The organism is Halopseudomonas sp. (genome assembly GCF_038130085.1).
Taxonomy (GTDB): domain Bacteria; phylum Pseudomonadota; class Gammaproteobacteria; order Pseudomonadales; family Pseudomonadaceae; genus Halopseudomonas.
This window is the reverse complement of the sequence record NZ_JAYPMU010000012.1, coordinates 1-15,789: the sequence shown is the minus strand read 5'-3', so window position 1 is coordinate 15,789 and position 15,789 is coordinate 1. Positions and strand designations below refer to the sequence as shown.

At 61.4% G+C, this 15,789-nt stretch carries 17 protein-coding genes and 3 tRNA genes; 13 read left to right on the top strand and 7 right to left on the bottom strand.

Annotation, left to right across the window (positions count from 1 at the left end):
• The first annotated feature begins 125 nt into the window (after positions 1 to 125).
• The gene (locus AAFM31_RS10655) at positions 126 to 968 is read left to right on the top strand and encodes a 23S rRNA (adenine(2030)-N(6))-methyltransferase RlmJ (protein WP_341707902.1); all 843 of its coding nucleotides are present in this window, start codon (positions 126 to 128) and stop codon (positions 966 to 968) included.
• A gap of 70 nt (positions 969 to 1,038) precedes the next feature.
• Here AAFM31_RS10655 and AAFM31_RS10650 read toward each other — a convergent pair whose 3' ends face one another.
• The gene (locus tag AAFM31_RS10650; RefSeq protein WP_341707901.1) at positions 1,039 to 2,217 is read right to left on the bottom strand and encodes a saccharopine dehydrogenase NADP-binding domain-containing protein; all 1,179 of its coding nucleotides are present in this window, start codon (positions 2,215 to 2,217) and stop codon (positions 1,039 to 1,041) included.
• 308 nt (positions 2,218 to 2,525) lie between these two features.
• Here AAFM31_RS10650 and AAFM31_RS10645 point away from each other — a divergent pair, with 308 nt between their 5' ends.
• From AAFM31_RS10645 to AAFM31_RS10630, 4 genes are read left to right on the top strand one after another with little or no spacing between them, the layout of a single operon-like run.
• Positions 2,526 to 2,816, top strand: coding sequence for a hypothetical protein (locus tag AAFM31_RS10645; RefSeq protein ID WP_341707900.1), 291 nt, complete (start codon positions 2,526 to 2,528; stop codon positions 2,814 to 2,816).
• Entirely contained in the window at positions 2,813 to 3,289 is a 477-nt protein-coding gene (locus AAFM31_RS10640) for a hypothetical protein (protein ID WP_341707899.1), read from the top strand. The genes AAFM31_RS10645 and AAFM31_RS10640 overlap by 4 nt, the downstream gene beginning before the upstream one ends.
• A complete protein-coding gene (locus tag AAFM31_RS10635; protein WP_341707898.1) occupies positions 3,264 to 3,536 on the top strand; it encodes a hypothetical protein in 273 nt (90 codons plus the stop codon). Before AAFM31_RS10640 ends, AAFM31_RS10635 begins: the two co-directional genes overlap by 26 nt.
• Complete coding sequence (locus AAFM31_RS10630; protein WP_341707897.1) at positions 3,533 to 4,693, top strand: AI-2E family transporter; 1,161 nt, start codon at positions 3,533 to 3,535, stop codon at positions 4,691 to 4,693. The genes AAFM31_RS10635 and AAFM31_RS10630 overlap by 4 nt, the downstream gene beginning before the upstream one ends.
• Before the next feature lie 3 nt (positions 4,694 to 4,696).
• Here AAFM31_RS10630 and AAFM31_RS10625 read toward each other — a convergent pair whose 3' ends face one another.
• Positions 4,697 to 5,563, bottom strand: coding sequence for a DMT family transporter (locus AAFM31_RS10625; RefSeq protein WP_341707896.1), 867 nt, complete (start codon positions 5,561 to 5,563; stop codon positions 4,697 to 4,699).
• A gap of 96 nt (positions 5,564 to 5,659) precedes the next feature.
• Positions 5,660 to 6,403 carry an AraC family transcriptional regulator gene (locus tag AAFM31_RS10620; RefSeq protein WP_341707895.1) on the bottom strand — a complete coding sequence of 248 codons (744 nt, stop codon included), beginning with the start codon at positions 6,401 to 6,403 and terminating at the stop codon, positions 5,660 to 5,662.
• Positions 6,404 to 6,532: 129 nt separating this feature from the next.
• Between AAFM31_RS10620 and AAFM31_RS10615 the strand changes: the two genes are divergently transcribed.
• On the top strand, positions 6,533 to 8,041 hold the full coding sequence (locus tag AAFM31_RS10615) for an HDOD domain-containing protein (RefSeq protein WP_341707894.1): 1,509 nt from the start codon (positions 6,533 to 6,535) through the stop codon (positions 8,039 to 8,041).
• 9 nt (positions 8,042 to 8,050) lie between these two features.
• Here the strand turns inward: AAFM31_RS10615 and msrA are convergent, their stop codons facing one another.
• Together msrA and nudE are read right to left on the bottom strand one after the other, a co-directional pair.
• On the bottom strand, positions 8,051 to 8,698 hold the full coding sequence (gene msrA / locus AAFM31_RS10610) for a peptide-methionine (S)-S-oxide reductase MsrA (protein ID WP_341707893.1): 648 nt from the start codon (positions 8,696 to 8,698) through the stop codon (positions 8,051 to 8,053).
• Between the two features lie 10 nt (positions 8,699 to 8,708).
• Positions 8,709 to 9,275, bottom strand: a complete 567-nt coding sequence (nudE, locus tag AAFM31_RS10605) for an ADP compounds hydrolase NudE (protein WP_341707892.1) — start codon at positions 9,273 to 9,275, stop codon at positions 8,709 to 8,711.
• Positions 9,276 to 9,610: 335 nt separating this feature from the next.
• Between nudE and yrfG the strand changes: the two genes are divergently transcribed.
• Positions 9,611 to 10,282, top strand: a complete 672-nt coding sequence (gene yrfG / locus AAFM31_RS10600; protein ID WP_341707891.1) for a GMP/IMP nucleotidase — start codon at positions 9,611 to 9,613, stop codon at positions 10,280 to 10,282.
• Between the two features lie 9 nt (positions 10,283 to 10,291).
• Here the strand turns inward: yrfG and rimK are convergent, their stop codons facing one another.
• Positions 10,292 to 11,197, bottom strand: coding sequence for a 30S ribosomal protein S6--L-glutamate ligase (gene rimK, locus AAFM31_RS10595; protein WP_341707890.1), 906 nt, complete (start codon positions 11,195 to 11,197; stop codon positions 10,292 to 10,294).
• A 52-nt stretch (positions 11,198 to 11,249) separates the two neighbouring features.
• Complete coding sequence (locus tag AAFM31_RS10590; RefSeq protein WP_341707889.1) at positions 11,250 to 11,711, bottom strand: ATP-dependent zinc protease; 462 nt, start codon at positions 11,709 to 11,711, stop codon at positions 11,250 to 11,252.
• A 102-nt stretch (positions 11,712 to 11,813) separates the two neighbouring features.
• Here AAFM31_RS10590 and AAFM31_RS10585 point away from each other — a divergent pair, with 102 nt between their 5' ends.
• From AAFM31_RS10585 to AAFM31_RS10560, 6 genes are all read left to right on the top strand, one after another.
• Entirely contained in the window at positions 11,814 to 12,221 is a 408-nt protein-coding gene (locus tag AAFM31_RS10585) for an RNA-binding S4 domain-containing protein (protein ID WP_341707888.1), read from the top strand.
• Positions 12,222 to 12,253: 32 nt separating this feature from the next.
• Positions 12,254 to 13,135 (top strand): Hsp33 family molecular chaperone HslO, encoded by an 882-nt coding sequence (gene hslO / locus AAFM31_RS10580; protein ID WP_341707887.1) that lies wholly within the window; start codon positions 12,254 to 12,256, stop codon positions 13,133 to 13,135.
• Positions 13,136 to 13,311: 176 nt separating this feature from the next.
• Entirely contained in the window at positions 13,312 to 14,859 is a 1,548-nt protein-coding gene (locus AAFM31_RS10575) for a phosphoenolpyruvate carboxykinase (protein WP_341707886.1), read from the top strand.
• A 331-nt stretch (positions 14,860 to 15,190) separates the two neighbouring features.
• Positions 15,191 to 15,266 (top strand) — tRNA-Asn (locus AAFM31_RS10570).
• Positions 15,267 to 15,279: 13 nt separating this feature from the next.
• Positions 15,280 to 15,356, top strand: a tRNA-Pro gene (locus tag AAFM31_RS10565).
• 15 nt (positions 15,357 to 15,371) lie between these two features.
• Positions 15,372 to 15,447, top strand: a tRNA-Lys gene (locus tag AAFM31_RS10560).
• The last annotated feature ends 342 nt before the right edge of the window (positions 15,448 to 15,789 follow it).

The window sequence follows — 15,789 nt, the reverse complement described above, 5'->3', positions numbered from 1 at the left end:
GGCAAAGTGCCAAATGTACGCCTTGTCGGTCGCGGTTGCACGCGCGCGTGCACGGTCGGGCGATGTCGCTATGCGATGCCTGCTAGAATGCGCGCTTTCGCTCACGTATCTCCGCGGGACCGCCCATGAACTACCGCCACAGTTATCACGCTGGCAACCACGCCGACGTTCTTAAACACGCCCTGCTGCGCCGTCTGCTGGAGCTGATGCAGCGTAAGGACACACCACTGTGCTGTTTTGACAGCCATGCCGGCACCGCGCTGTATGACCTGCAGGGCGAGGCAGCGGGTAAGACGGGTGAGTACGTTGATGGCATCGGGCGGCTGTGGCAGCGCGATGACCTGCCACTTTGGCTGGCCGACTACCGTGATGCGGTAGCGCGCCACAACCTGGACGGCACGCTGCGCTGGTATCCGGGCTCACCGCAAATCATGGCCGAACTGCTGCGCGAGCAGGATCGGATGATCGTCAGCGAACTGCACCCGGAAGATGCCGAAACCCTGCGCGCGCATTTTGTCGCCCAACCCGATGTCGCGGTGCATCAGCGTAACGGTTACGAGTTGCCCAAGGCCTTCTTGCCGGTGCCGGAAAAGCGCGCCCTGTGGCTGCTCGATCCGCCGTTCGAGAAGACCGATGATCTGGAGCGGTGCGTGGCAGGCGTGCAGCAGGCGATCAGCCGTATGCGTCAGACCGTGATTGCGATCTGGTATCCGATCAAGGACCAGCGTCTGCTCAAGGATTTTTATCAGGGTATCGCCGACAGTGGCGCGCCCAAGGCGCTGCGAGTCGAGCTGAATGTGCGGCCGGTCGACAATCAGCTGGGCCTGAATGGCTCGGGCATGATGCTGATCAATCCGCCGTGGCCGATCTGGGAAGAGCTGGAACAGGTACTGCCGTGGCTTAGCGCGGAGCTGGCGCAGGCCGGTGGCGGGAGTTGGCGGCTGGATTGGCTCGCCGGGGCTCCCTGAGGTCAGGGCGCACCGGGGCCAGATTGGGGTAGGGGCACGGCATGCCGTGCCCGCCCGGATTACCGTGCGATCAAGGCTCCAGCTTGAAGGTCAGGCCGGCATGTTCCTGCAGGCGCTTGACCAGTTTGTCGCCCATGGCTGGGGCGGTGGTCCAGATGCCGCCTTGGGTATCGGTGGCATCGCGAACCAGGCAGATCGCGCTTTCGGCGATCATGCGCGAGGTTGAGCCGTAACCCGGGTCGCGCTTGCCGGCGACGCTGGCTTTCAGGGTGCGACCGTCGGCTGCTTCGCCGATGAACAGCACATCGTAGAAGCCGGTTTCGCGCTCTTCCTTAGTCGGGCCTTCGCCCGGTTTCGGCGCATCATCGCTGGCCAGTGACTTGTCGCTGGCAACCGCCTTGGCGATCGCTTCGCCCTGCTCGCCGGGGCCAGTCAGCAGCATCTCGTCGTAAACGAAGTCTTCACCGTAGGCATGACCCAGCAGGGCGTTGGAGCGATGGACGTTGCGGGTGTTGATGGCGGCCATGATAAACGGCGCGGCCCAGCTGCCCAGGGACTCGTCGTATTCCGGCTTCATGGCTGGCGGTTGCGCCGGACCGGTGAAGCCCGGGGTCAGGGCGAACGGGTTGGCGAGCAGCTGGAAGATCTCGGGATTGGCTTTGGCCGCTGCCATGGTGGCCTTCAGGCTGGCTGCGGTGCCGCCGGAGAAGGTGCCCTTCATCTTGCGTACGCGGCCCTTGACGCGTGGCAGTGCGCAGCCGAGCTGTTCCTTCGCCGCGTTCTGCAGGAAGTAGACGCCCAGATCGAAGGGAATCGAGTCGAAGCCGCAGGAGAAGACGATGCGCGCGCCGCTCTTCTTTGCGGTCTCGCCGTGGGCATCAATCATTTGTCGCATCCAGGCCGGTTCGCCGCAGAGGTCCACGTAGTCGGTGCCGGTTTCCGCGCAGATGCGCACCAGTTCAGGGCCATAGAGCTGGTACGGGCCAACGGTGGTCAGTACCACCTTGGTGCGTTCGACCATGGACTGCAGGCTGGCGAGGTCACTGGTGTCGGCGACCACCAGCGGGGTGCTGGCCGGTGCGCCTATTTCATCGCGCACGGCTTCCAGCTTGCTTTGGCTGCGGCCTGCCATCGCCCAGCGCAGATTGCTGTCGTTGCCGTATTCCTGGCACAGGTACTCGGCAACCAGGCGGCCGGTGTAGCCGGTGGCGCCGTAAACGATGACGTCGAACTCACGGGTGTTGCTCATGGGGTTTCCTCATTTTCTCAGGTGGCGCATGGCCGGGTCGGCTGAACTTTGCCCGTTGCTTGCCAGTCCCAGCCTGTATCCGGCCGTGGGACGATGGCAGTCAGTCTGGCACAGATCGGCGCGCCGTCGAATGCCGTTGGCTGCAGCCTGTCCTCTGCCGGTATTAGAGTAAATGCACTGGTGGCCGATTCGGCGGGGCGAATGTTGGCGAATAAACCCGGTCGATGACGACTGCCCGCCTGCGCGCCTATAGTAGGTGGGCAGTTACCGGCCTTTGCCGGTCAGGCACACGGATCAAGGAGACGGACATGACAGCAGAAAAGACAGCAGGCAAGGGCGCTGAGTTGGCGGCCAGCAAAGCGGCGGTCGGTGAGGCGTATGAAAAGCTGTTAGAAGCGCGCGACCACTTTAAGGCCGCAGCACAGGCCGCCGGCCTGGACGTCAAGCAGGATGCGCTCGAGCAGTTGCTCAAAGGCAAGGAGAAGGCTGAGGTACTGGGTGAGCAGGCGACGACCTACATGCGTGAGAAGCCGCTGGCAACGCTGGGTATCGCTTTTGCCGCGGGCTTTGTACTGGCTCAGTTGCTGTCGCGCAAATGACGGAATCGGTTGAATCGAAGCCTCAGAACGGTGAGCCGGCGCAGCCGGAGGCGGCAGATACCGAGCTTTCGCCAGACGCCGTGAAGGCGGTAGACGAGCTGCTGGATCATTCGGTTGCCTGGCTGCGGCAACTGCTGGCCGCTGGCGGTGAGCTGGCAACGTTGCTGCGGCTGGAATTGCAGCTGACCTTGGGGGATGCCCGGCGGATGCTGCTGCTGACGCTGTTGCTGGTGCCGTTGCTGTTGTTCACCTGGCTGTTGCTTGGTGCATTGGCGGGCTGGCTTATCTGGTTGGCCAGCGCCTCGGTCTCTGTAGCGCTGTCTGGCGTGTTGGGGCTGCATGCGCTCGGTCTCTGGTTGTTGCTGCGTCAGCTGCAGATTTACCAGCGTTCGCTTGGCTTTCGTCGTACCAAGGCCCATCTAAAACGTTTGCTGCAGGGAGCAGATCATGAGTCGCCGTCAGCTGATAGCTGAGATTGAACAGCTTGAACACCAACTGAACCTGCGTGCCGAGATCGTTCATCTCAGTGGTGCACTGGTGCGTCATCAGCTGGCCCAGGTGCCACCCGCCCTGCTGGTTGGCGGCGGTGCGCTGGCCGGCGCCCTGACCCAGCGGTTGGGTGCCGGCCGGACGTGGGGGCTTGGGGTGACTGGTGTACGTCTGCTGCCGATTGCGCAGAGCCTGTTTCAACTGCTGCGCCGGTTGTGGAGTCCGCTGTGAGTGATGCTGTTGAGCAGGGCGAGACCGTTTCCCCGCCGCCGCTAAGGCCTCGACAGCCGTTGCAGCATACGCTGGCTTGGCTGCTGGCGCTGGCCTGTCTGTACACCCTGTACTTTGCCAAGAGCCTACTGCTGCCGGTCGTCGTCGCTGCCCTGTTTGCCTTGTTGCTTAGCCCGCTGGTGGCTGTATTCAAGCGCTTTCATGTGCCGCGCACCTTCTCCGCGCTGTTGCTGCTGGCGGCGATCGGTGGCCCGTTTACCTTGCTGGGCTCGCAGTTGGCCGAGCCAGCGCAGAAGTGGTGGGAGCGGCTGCCGGAGTTATCGGCTCAGCTGTCGGATGAGTTGGATGCCTTCGGTCGGAAGTTGACGCCGTCGGAGGCACCGGCGCCGCAGACGGTTGAGCCGCAGCAGGGCTTCCGGTTGTTTGGCTGGCTCCGCGAGGAGCCAGCTGCCCCTGCCACGGCGGCCCCTGCCAACGGGGACCCCGCGCTTTCTGATCGGGTGATGCAAGGTGGCATGGAGGTCATGGTTAAGGCGCTGGGGGCAACGCCGGCGGTATTGGCCCAGTTTTTCACCTTTCTGGTGTTGGTGCTGTTCATGCTGATCTTCGGGCCATCGCTGTACAGCACCTTTATCCAGGTTTTTCCGCAGGTCCGTGACAAGCAGGCTGCGACCGATTTGTTGGAACAGGTGCAGCGCGAGCTGTCGCGCTACATTCTGACCGTCAGCCTGATCAATACCCTGCTGGGTGCGGTTACCGCCGGCGTGCTGGCGCTGATGGAGGTAGAAGACGCCTTGCTCTGGGGGGTGATGGTTGGATTGCTCAACTTCGCGCCCTACGTTGGGCCGGTTATTGGCATGCTGGTACTGTGCCTGGCGGGTATCGTGCAATATGGCCCGGGTCTGGAGGCGCTGCTGCCGGCGTTGGTGTTCTTCTGTATCAACCTGGTGGAGGCGCAGTTTGTTACCCCTACCGTGCTGGGGCAGCGTATGCGTCTGCACCCCCTGGTGCTGATGCTGTGGCTGATTCTCTGGGGCTGGTTATGGGGTGTGGTTGGGGTGCTGATCGCGGTGCCGCTTCTGGTCTGCCTGAAGCTGGCAGCAGATCGAATGCATCTGTTGCAGCATTGGGTAAAGCTGATCGAGAGTCCGCTCTGAGGTTCAGGTCGGATTGGGTGCCCGGCGCACCATCAGCACCGCGCAGATGATCAGCAGGCCGCCGACCAGCATGCGCAAGGTGGGCTGTTCGGCGAACAGCCACCAGGCAATTAGGATGCCGTAGACCGGTTCCAGGGCGAAGAACAGCGATGCGGTGCGCGCATTCAGAACGCGCAGGCTGGAGACGAACAGCACCTGTGCCAAGCCGGTGCAGAAGATGCCCAGCAGGCCAATCCAGAGCCAGTCGAGTGCGGGCATTTGCACCATCGCCAGCGTTCCTGTCGGCAGGACCAGCAGCGACACCACCAGATTTTGCCAGCAGGCAATCTGTACCGGGTGCAGGCGGCCGCTGGTCAGCCGGTTGCCGACCGAAACAGCGGCGAAGCAGAAACCGGACAGAATCGCCCACAGCAGCCCTTCGGTGTTGTCTGCTTCGAGGCTGAATTCAGCAGGGATCAGCAGCAACCCCGCGCATACCAGTCCGACCTTGATCAGGTCCTGGCGGCTTGGGTGTTCGCGCCAGAAGAGCGCTTCCAGCACGACGACAAAGGCCGGAAAACTGGCGAACCCGAGCGTGGCGATGCCGACACCGGAAATCTTGATGGCGTGAAAGAAGGTTAGCCAGTGCACGGCCAGAAAAGCGCCGCACATCGTCAGGCTGACGAGGTGGCGGGGCGTCAACTGGCGTAGCAGCGGATGTCTGCCGAGCTGGGCGAACGCGACCAGTGCGACCACTGCAAACAGCGCGCGTCCCAGCACGATAGCGTCGGGCGCGGTGCTGGCCAGCTTGCCGAAGATCCCGGTCAGGCCGAATAGCAGTGCGGCGACATGCATGTATAGCAAGGCGCGGTTGTGAGTCAGGTCGGTCATGCTGGTCTCGCAGATTGAAGACTGAGCAGGATGGTACTGCGCAGACAGATCTGCTGCTGTCGCGTGGCTGCTGAATATTGTTGCGACACTGCTGCGTCAGCGGTCGCTGCGCAAGCGGCTGGGTGACAACTTCCAGTGGCGGTTGAATGCCTGACTAAAGGCGCTCTGACTGCTGTAGCCGCATCGTGCTGCGATCTCCCCGACAGGCAGGTTGCCATGCTCTAGTAACTGCCGGGCTCGCTGAAGCCGCCGCTGGCGCAGATACTCCAGCGGTGAGCAGCCCAGCTCCAGTCGGCACCAGTGGTTGAAGCGCGATGCAGATAGGCCGCACTCTTTGGCCAGGTCCTCGACACCAAGTGGGCGATCCATCCTGGCCTCGATAAACGCATTGAGGCGGGCGAGCGGCAGTCGGCGCTGAACAGTCGGTTGGCCAAGCAGCGAACCGAGTAGCAGGGCTGCGCTGTTGTCGGCAAGCCAAGGCTGCGTGCTGATGAGTCCGGCCAGGCTGCTGATCAGTTGGGTCTGGGCTGGGTTCAGCGGCTGCAGCGAGCTGCGGTCAAACAGGCGCAACTGTTGTTCGCGCTGCCCTTCAAGTCCCGGGAGAAGCGCGTCGGGGTCGATGTCGAGCACCAGACAATTGCCCTGGTCCGGGCTGAAAAAGGCATGTCGGTCGCTGGGGACGATGATCGCCACGCGTCCAGCCTGAACGGTACCACCGTCGTTCTTGAATTCCAGCTCCAGCGTGCCGTGCAGCCCGAACACCAGCTGCGCCTGTTGCTCGTGGGCGTGGGCGTCGCTGGCGCTGGAGTAGTGATGAATATCAAGGCGGGTAGTTGGCATCGGGCTATTCTATGGAAGTGGCGCCGGGTTGCACAAACCGGGGTTGATGAGGGCGCAGGGATGCTGCCCGGGTTGATACTATATTGGTATCATTCTGTGCTATTGGCATCCACTGACCGGAAAATCGCTTTGAACAACGAAACACATGGCCTGCGTTCCTGGCTGGAACGCCTGAACCGCGCTGAGCTTCCGGCCATGGCCGTGGTAGTGCACGACTTGCTGCGGTTGTCGCAGTCGGAAACGGCATCGGTTGCGCAGCTGACCGAGGTGTTGATGCGCGATGCGGCGCTTGCCTCCAAGGTGCTGCGGGTCAGCAACAGCGTCTACTGTAACCCCGGAAGAGAGGTGATCAAGACTCTGTCGCGGGCGGTAGTGGTGGTCGGCTTCGATCAGGTGCGGATGATCGGTTTGTCGGTCAGCCTGCTCGATGGTCTGCTGAAAAATTCCCCGCGTGAACAGTTACAGGCGCTGCTGGCTCGGTCGTTTCATGGCGCGGTGCAGGCGCGCAATATGGCTCAATATCTGAATCAGCGGCAGCAGGAAGAAGTCTTTATCGCGACCCTGCTGAGTCATATCGGTGAACTGGCGTTCTGGAGTCACGCGGGCAAGGCGGCCGATCGCCTGGTCGCCAGCCTCAATGAGCCGGGTGCCGACCCGGACAAGGTGCTGCGGCGCGAGATTGGGGTCACTTTTGACCAGTTGACGGTTGGGCTGCTCAAAACCTGGAATATGGGCGAGATCGGCCAGCTGATTCAGGCCAGCCGCACCAGCGACGGTCCGGCGGCGCGGGCAGTGGCGTTGGGTAGCGAACTCGCGGAGCGGGTCGCGACTGACGGCTGGACGCATGAGTCGGTGCAGGCGTTGATCGAGCCGGTTGCTGAGCTGATTGGTACCGATGCCGAGCACGCATGGCAGCAACTGGTCGGTAGTGGTCAGGAAGCGGTGCGTATCGCCGGCAACTGCTCCAACGCCGATCTGCAGCAATGGATTCCGCGCGCCGATGATCTGCCTCTGGATCTGTCTGCGCTGCTGCAAATGGAAGTCGTACCGGGCGCGCCGTCGGACGAAGAGCCCCTGGCTGAGCGCAAGGCGGAGGTTGAGTCCGAGCCATTGCTGCAGCCAAACCTGGAAATGCTCAAGTTATCGATCGACCACCTCAAGCTGATGGTTCGGGCGCCGATGGATGTCGACACCATTCTGCACACGGTCATGCAGGGCTTGCATCGCGGTGCCGGGATTGAAAGGGTTGCCCTGATGGTGCTGGCCGAGAAGCAGACGCAATTTCGCGTGCGGTCCGCCATTGGCAAGGGCACGCAGCGTTGGCGCGAAACCTTTTCGCTGAGATGTGCGGATAGTGCGCCGCAGATATTCAGTCATGCGCTCAATCAGCGTGACTGCCTTTGGCTTGGCAGTCCAAAGTCGGAGCGGTTACAGCCGCTGGTGACGCCGGCGGTAGTCGAGCTGGTTGGCAGCGGCCCGTTCGCCATTTCGCCGGTGATAGCGGGCGAGCGCAGAGTCGGGGTGCTTTACGGTGATATGCGCCTCTCCGGTCGAGAGTTGAGCACCAGCCAATTGGCCGCATTCAAGCGTTTTGCCGAACTGACTGGTCTTTGTCTGCAGCGGCTCAGTCAGCGCTGAGCCCGGTTCTCAACCGGGCAGGCAGACGCCAGTGCCACCCAGACCGCAGTAACCACCGGGATTCTTGGCCAGATATTGCTGGTGGTAGTCTTCGGCATAGTAAAAGGTCGGGGCGGGCAGAATCTCGGTGGTGATTTCGCCCAGGCCGGCATCCTGCAGGACGTTTGCATAGTTCGCCTTGCTGGCCTCGGCGAAGGCCCGCTGGGCCATGTCGCTGACGTAGATGCCGGAGCGGTACTGGGTACCCTGGTCGTTACCCTGACGCATGCCTTGGGTTGGGTTGTGCGATTCCCAGAACACTTTCAGCAGTTGCTGCAGGGACACCTCTTCCGGGTCGAAGACCACCAGCACCACCTCGTTGTGGCCGGTCATGCCGGAGCAGACTTCCTCGTAGGTCGGGTTGGGTGTCAGGCCGCCGGCGTAGCCAACCGCAGTGCTGAATACGCCCGGCACCTGCCAGAAGCGTCGCTCGGCGCCCCAGAAACAGCCAAGCCCAACCATCAGCGTTTGCGTCTGCTCGGGGAAGGGGCCATGCAACGGCGTGCCGAGCACGCTATGGGTGGTTTGGCTGGTTGGGATCGGCGTTTCACGGCCGGGCAGCGCCTCGTCGGCGGTCGGCATGCGCAGTTTGTGCTCGGGAATACGTTGGAAGAACATGGGGCCTCCGTCAGCGCTGCAGTTCGCCGCGCTGTTCCAGCAGGTCACGCACCAGATACAGAGCAGCCAGGGCGCGACCCTCGGTGAAGTTGCTGCGGGCGTTCAGCTCGCTGAGTTCGTACAGGTCGACCTGATCAACCCGGATCGGTTCCGGCTCATCGCCCGGCAGACGCTTTTCGTAGAGATTGCGAGCCAGCACCACGGCGATCTTCTGGCTCATGTAGCCCGGTGAGAGCGACAGGTGCGTGAGAAACTCCAGTTGTTCGGCGCCAAAGCCGGCCTCTTCCATCAGTTCGCGGTTAGCCGCTTCCAGCACGTCTTCGCCCGGCTCGACCAGCCCCTTGGGGAGTGACAGCTGATAATCGTCCGTGCCGCCGCAATACTCCTCGATCAGCAGGGCAGTGCGTGCGTCCCGCATGGCGACCACCATCACCGCACCGTACCCCTGGCCCTTGTTGACCAGGCGCTCGTAGGTGCGTTCTACGCCGTTGCTGAACCGCAGTTGAACCTGCTCAACCGTGAACAGACGACTCTTGGCGACAATCTTTGCTTCCAGCGTTTGCGGCTTCTGCGGCATGAGGGCTCCGTGGTGATCGACCGAGTGCATGGGGAGCGCAGATCAACTCCACGCGCTCTCTGGCGATCAGAGCGGGCAGCACTCAAGGCGAGGTTTCGACGGCATGTCATGACCTGTCGAGAAACCACAACACAGAGTGCTGCCCACCCTGATCGCCCCGCAGGGCGAGTACTCAAGCACGCATCTGCTGCGTTGCGTCTCTTGCCAATAGAGCGACTATTGGCGGTGAGTCGCGCCTTGCAGCTGCACGCTCGATTACTCGCAGAGAGTGTGTGGAGTTAATCTGCGCTTCCCTTGGTATCATAGCCGCACCTCTAGCCCAAGCCCAACCGCCGATGATCAACTGGAACGCAATTGATACCGTGCTGCTCGATATGGACGGCACTCTGCTCGACCTGCACTTCGATAACCATTTCTGGCTGGAACACATGCCGGTTTGTTACGCCCGGCATCACGGCCAGTCTGTCGAGTGGGCCAAGGCTGAGTTGTACCCGATGATGCAGGCGATTCAGGGGCAGCTGGAGTGGTACTGCCTGGATTACTGGACCCGCGAACTGGGCTTGCCGATCGTCGAGCTGAAGCGCGAAATCGCCCATCTGATCAGCTTGCGGCCGGATGCCGATACCTTCCTGCAGGCGCTTCAACGCAGCGGTCGGCAGGTGGTACTGATCACCAACGCCCACCGCGATTCGCTGTCTCTGAAGATGGAGCGGGTAGAGCTGCGGACCTGGTTCCAGCGCTTGATCAGCTCGCATGATTACGGCTATCCGAAGGAAACCCAGGCGTTCTGGCAGGCGCTGCAGGCGGATATGCCGTTTGATCCGGCGCGCACGCTGTTTATTGATGACAGCCTCAGCGTGCTGCGGTCTGCGCGGGAGTATGGTGTTGCGCACTTGCTTGCGGTGCGTGAGCCCGACAGCCGCGGGGCGCGGCGCGATACCGAAGAGTTTGATGCCGTAGAAGATTACGCGGAGCTGGCTGCGGCGGCCGCTGCGCCCCGCAGCTAAAGCTCCCGCTCAGCCTTTGCCGCGTGTGCGAGTCTGGTTCGGGCGGCCATTTTTTTCGATGTATTGAATGATCAGCCCGGCGACGTCCTTGCCAGTGGTGGTCTCGATCCCTTCCAATCCCGGTGAGGAGTTGACTTCCATGACCACCGGGCCGTGGTTGGAGCGCAGAATATCGACACCCGCAACGCTCAGCCCCATTACCTTGGCGGCGCGCACAGCGGTCATCCGCTCTTCGGGGGTGATCTTGATCAGGCTGGCGCTACCGCCCCGGTGCAGGTTGGAACGGAACTCACCCGGTTTGGCCTGACGCTTCATGGCTGCGATGACCTTGTCGCCGACGACCAGACAGCGAATATCGGCGCCGCCGGCTTCGCGAATGTACTCCTGCACCATGATGTTGGCTTTCAGGCCCATGAAGGCCTCAAGAACAGACTCTGCCGCCTTCTCGGTTTCACACAACACCACGCCAATGCCTTGGGTACCTTCCAGCAGCTTGATCACCAGCGGGGCGCCGCCGACCATACTGATCAGGTCCGGGATGTCGTCGGGGGAGTGGGCGAAGCCGGTCACCGGCAGGCCCACGCCCTTGCGGGCCAGCAGCTGCAGCGAGCGCAGTTTGTCGCGTGAGCGGCTGATGGCAACCGACTCGTTGAGCGGGAATACGCCCATCATCTCGAACTGGCGCAATACGGCGGTGCCGTAGAAGGTGATCGACGCACCGATGCGCGGGATCACTGCATCGAAGCCTTCCAGCTCTTCACCCTTGTAGTGAATCGACGGCTTGTGGCTGGCGATGTTCATGTAGGCGCGCAGGGTGTCGATGACCCGCACCTCGTGGCCGCGTTCTGTCGCCGCCTCAATTAACCGGCGGGTGGAGTACAAATTGGCGTTACGCGACAGAATCGCAATTTTCATTCTGGGTCCCTTGACGCTGAAAGGCGCATTGATGGGGGTAAGGGTAGGTTGCTCAGCGCAGTGTTTCGACCAGGGGCTTGTCCTGAACGAAGCGCAGGCCCGGGTTGATCACCAGTTGCGCGTCCTGCATCGCTGTACAGCCGATCAGCATGCGATAGCGCATGGCCTTGCGGCAGGTCAGGGTAATCTCGACGTCCCAGCACTTATCGCCCAGCACCAGCGGGGTGCGAATGACGTGCCGTTCCTGCATATGACCGTTGGAGCTCTTGATTCGTTTCAGATCGATCAGCAGGGCTTCGCAGGTCCGGGTGCGCTGGCGGGTGCGGCTGCCGATGTGCGCGTCAAAGCGAACCCAGGTCTGCTCATCGCGCTCGAAGGTGCGGATGTTGCTGGCGTGCAGGGCTGAGGTTTTGGCGCCGCTGTCGACTTTGGCGATCATCTGGCTGATGCCGAGGTCGGGCAGGGCGACCCACTCGCGCAGGCCGATCACGCTCAGATGATCAAAGGTTTTCACAGCGGTATCTCCAGGCCCGGGGCCATTGGGCGCGCATCATGCTGCAAGTCTCCGGTTTCGACAAGCCTGTTATAGTGCGCCTGCGAGAGGAGTACAAACCCGATGCAGCAAGAAGGCAAAGTTCGCCTGGATAAATGGCTCTGGGCGGCCCGTTTTTTCAAGACCCGTTCGCTGGCCAAGGCCGCGATTGAAGGGGGCAAGGTGCAGTGCGCGGGCGAGCGCTGCAAGGCCAGCAAAGAGATTCGCGTCGGCGATGTGTTGAATATTCGTCAGGGGTTGGATCTTAAAGTGGTCGAGGTGCTGGTGCTGTCTGAACAGCGACGCGGCGCGCCAGAAGCGCAGTTGCTGTACCGCGAGAGCGAGGACAGCATTGCTGCGCGCGAGGCGGCAGCGGCGCAGCGCAAGGCGCTGGGGGCTGGTGGGCAGATCAGCGACGGCCGGCCGAGTAAGAAGCAGCGGCGGCAAATCTTCCGCTTTCGCGATGAACGTAATACACCGTCGGCGGAGTGATTGGTTATAATCGCGCCTTTTGAAGGTGCATCATGGCCGCTCAGGACATTACCCAACGCTTTCTGTTTGAAAACGCCGACGTGCGCGGCGAGCTGGTGTCCGCCGATCAGAGCTACCGCGAAATCCTCGCCAAGCACCCCTATCCGCAGCCGGTTCAGGCGCTGCTGGGTGAAATGCTGGCAGCCGCAGTGCTGCTCTCTACCACGATCAAATTCGACGGTCTGCTGATTCTGCAGGCCCGCTCCAGCGGTCCGCTTTCCACACTGATGGTCGAGTGCTCCAGCAAGCAGGGCGTGCGTGGCATTGCACGCTACGCCGACGACCTGAGCGGCGAGTCCCTGCATGAACTGATGCCCGACGGCGTGCTTGCCATCACCATCGATCCGGAAAAAGGCCAGCGCTATCAGGGCATTGTGTCGCTGGAAGGCGGCTCTCTGGCTGAATCGCTGGGTAGCTACTTCGCTAACTCCGAGCAGTTGCCGACCCAATTCCGTCTGCACGCTGACGGCCGCGTTGCCCGCGGCTTCCTGCTGCAGGCGCTGCCAGCCGACCGTCAGAAGGATGAGCAGGAGCGCGCCGACACCTGGGCGCACCTGAATGTGCTGGCCGACACTATCACCGCGGAAGAACTGATCGGTCTGGACAACGAAACCCTGCTGCATCGCCTCTATCACCAGGAGGAGGTGCGACTGTTTGACGCGCAGCCGGTGCACTTCGAGTGCAGCTGTTCGATGGAGCGTTCCGGCAATGCGCTGGTCAGTCTCGGGCAGGACGATGTCCTTGCGCTGCTTGAGGAGCAGGGCGGCGAGATCACGGTGGACTGTCAGTTCTGCAATAGCCGTTACCGTTTTGACGAGCCCGCTGTGCAGGCGCTTTTCGCTGCTGCGGCTGAGCATGCGAAGGGTTTGCACTAAACGAGAACGGTTCGGACTTAGCGACTTTGTCTTTTTTTTGGCATAATGGCGCGCCTGCGCGCTGAGTCCGCGCTGAGTCAATGGACGAAAACCAACCTGAACCCCCACGGACTTAGGCCGAATCGGTCGGTCTTTAGATAGATATATTCGGTCAAAGTCGAAGAGGACCCTGTTTGATGACGCAAGCTACCAATACCGTGTACACCGACCTGAGCGTGGCACACCTGATCGAGCTGGCCATTCAGCGCAACGAAGGCCAACTGGCAGATACCGGCGCTCTGGTAGTCAAGACCGGTGCACGTACCGGCCGCTCGCCGATGGACCGTTTTATCGTTGACGAGCCGTCTACCAGCTCTGCGATTGCCTGGGGTGCGGTAAACCGCCCGTTCCCGGCTGACAAGTTTGACGCCCTGTGGGCGCGTGTCGCTGACTACCTGGGCGCCAAGGAAAGCTTCGTATCCCACGTTCACGTTGGTGCCGATCCGGCCCACTACCTGCCGGTCGTGATGGAAACCGAGACTGCCTGGCACAACGTGTTCGGCCGCACTCTGTTCATCAATCCCGAGGTCTACAACCCGGCTTCGCGTGACGCCTGGCAGATCATGAACGCCCCGTACTTCGTCTGTGAGCCTGAGCGTGACGGCACCAACAGCGACGGCTGCGTCATCATCAACTTCGCCCAGCGCAAGGTTCTGCTGGCTGGCATGCAATACGCCGGTGAAATGAAGAAGGCCATGTTCTCCGTGCAGAACTTCCTGCTGCCGGCCAAGGACGTTCTGCCGATGCACTGTGCCGCGAACGTTGGCGACAACGGTGACACCACCCTGTTCTTCGGTCTGTCCGGTACCGGCAAGACCACCCTGTCTGCTGATGAGTCGCGTAACCTGATCGGTGACGACGAGCACGGCTGGGCAGAAGGTTCCGTGTTCAACATCGAAGGCGGCTGCTACGCCAAGTGCATCGACCTTTCGCAGAAGAACGAGCCGGTCATCTGGAATGCCATCAAGTTCGGCTCCATCGTCGAGAACGTGGTCATTGACGAGGCAACTCGTCACGCCGACTACACCGATGTCAGCCTGACTCAGAACACCCGTGCGGCCTACCCGCTGGAGCACGTCGAGAAGCGCGTTGTTGCCAACATGGCCGGTGAGCCGAACGCGATCATCTTCCTGACCTGCGACCTGACCGGCGTACTGCCGCCGGTGTCGATCCTGAACAACGAACAGGCGGCCTACCACTTCCTGTCCGGTTACACCGCACTGGTTGGTTCGACCGAGATGGGTTCGGGCGGCGGTATCAAGTCGACCTTCTCTACTTGCTTCGGCGCACCGTTCTTCCCGCGTCCGGCTGGCGAGTACGCCGAGCTACTGATCAAGCGCATCAACGCCTTCGGTAGCAAGGTTTACCTGGTTAACACCGGTTGGACTGGCGGTGCTTACGGCACTGGTAGCCGCTTCAGCATCCCGACAACTCGCGCGATCATCGCTGCGATTCAGTCTGGCGCGCTGGTTGGTGCCGAGACCGAACACCTGCCGGTTATCAATCTGGACGTTCCGGTTGCTGTGCCTGGCGTTGAAACCAAGCTGCTGAACCCGCGCAACACCTGGGCGAACGGCGCGGATTACGACAAGGCGGCGCAGGATCTGGCCAAGCTGTTCGTCGACAACTTCACCAAGTTCGACGTCTCCGAAGCCATTGTCGCAGCGGGCCCGCAACTGGGCTAAGCGTAAGCGACGTGCGTTGACGAAACCCGCCTGATGGCGGGTTTCGTGTTTCAGGGCTAATCCGGGCGCGTTAATGGGGTGGGCCAGCCTTGCTCCGTGTGGAGTGTCTGCGGCCGCAAAGGGCCGTTGTCGATGGTCGTGCGTGGTCTGGATTCGCGTCCTCTGGCGCTTGCGGGGCGGGTGGACGACTGATTCCTGCAACGCTAGATAGAACATTGAAATAAAAGAGATAAAAAGGGTTGACACTCCAGCGCTGGTCGGTAAAATGGCGCGCCTCAGCAGGGGATATGTGTTACCAACCACTGCCCAAGTTGAGAAGTTTGAACGTGATTCCGCGATAGCTCAGTTGGTAGAGCAAATGACTGTTAATCATTGGGTCCCAGGTTCGAGTCCTGGTCGCGGAGCCAATTCAAGCATGTTCGGGGTATAGCGCAGCCTGGTAGCGCGCCTGCTTTGGGAGCAGGATGTCGAGAGTTCGAATCCCTCTACCCCGACCAGTTTTTTTTGAGCATGGGTCGTTAGCTCAGTTGGTAGAGCAGTTGGCTTTTAACCAATTGGTCGTAGGTTCGAATCCTACACGACCCACCACTCAAAACCTTCCTTGCAGTACCTTTCCTTTCTATTTGAATTAGTTCTCCTTGCCTGCCTTGTGCGGGTTTTTTGCGTTTGTGGCTGGTGTCTGGGGGTGCCATGGCTGCGTCTGTAGCCTCTCCTGCTGACAGAGTCGCCACTTCAGGTGTGCCGCTTGAGCATGCAGGGAATTGGGTTTGCGCAGTGATCGTGCTGTCAGCACCATTGGACGCGGAGCGTCCGGACAGGAATTCCCACGCGGAGCCTGGGAATGATCAGTTAGGGTGAAGTGTGCACGGAATTCAGTCCCGTTTACGCGGGCGAGTAGCGCAGGGCTGACGGGAAAAAGAGTCATAGGAT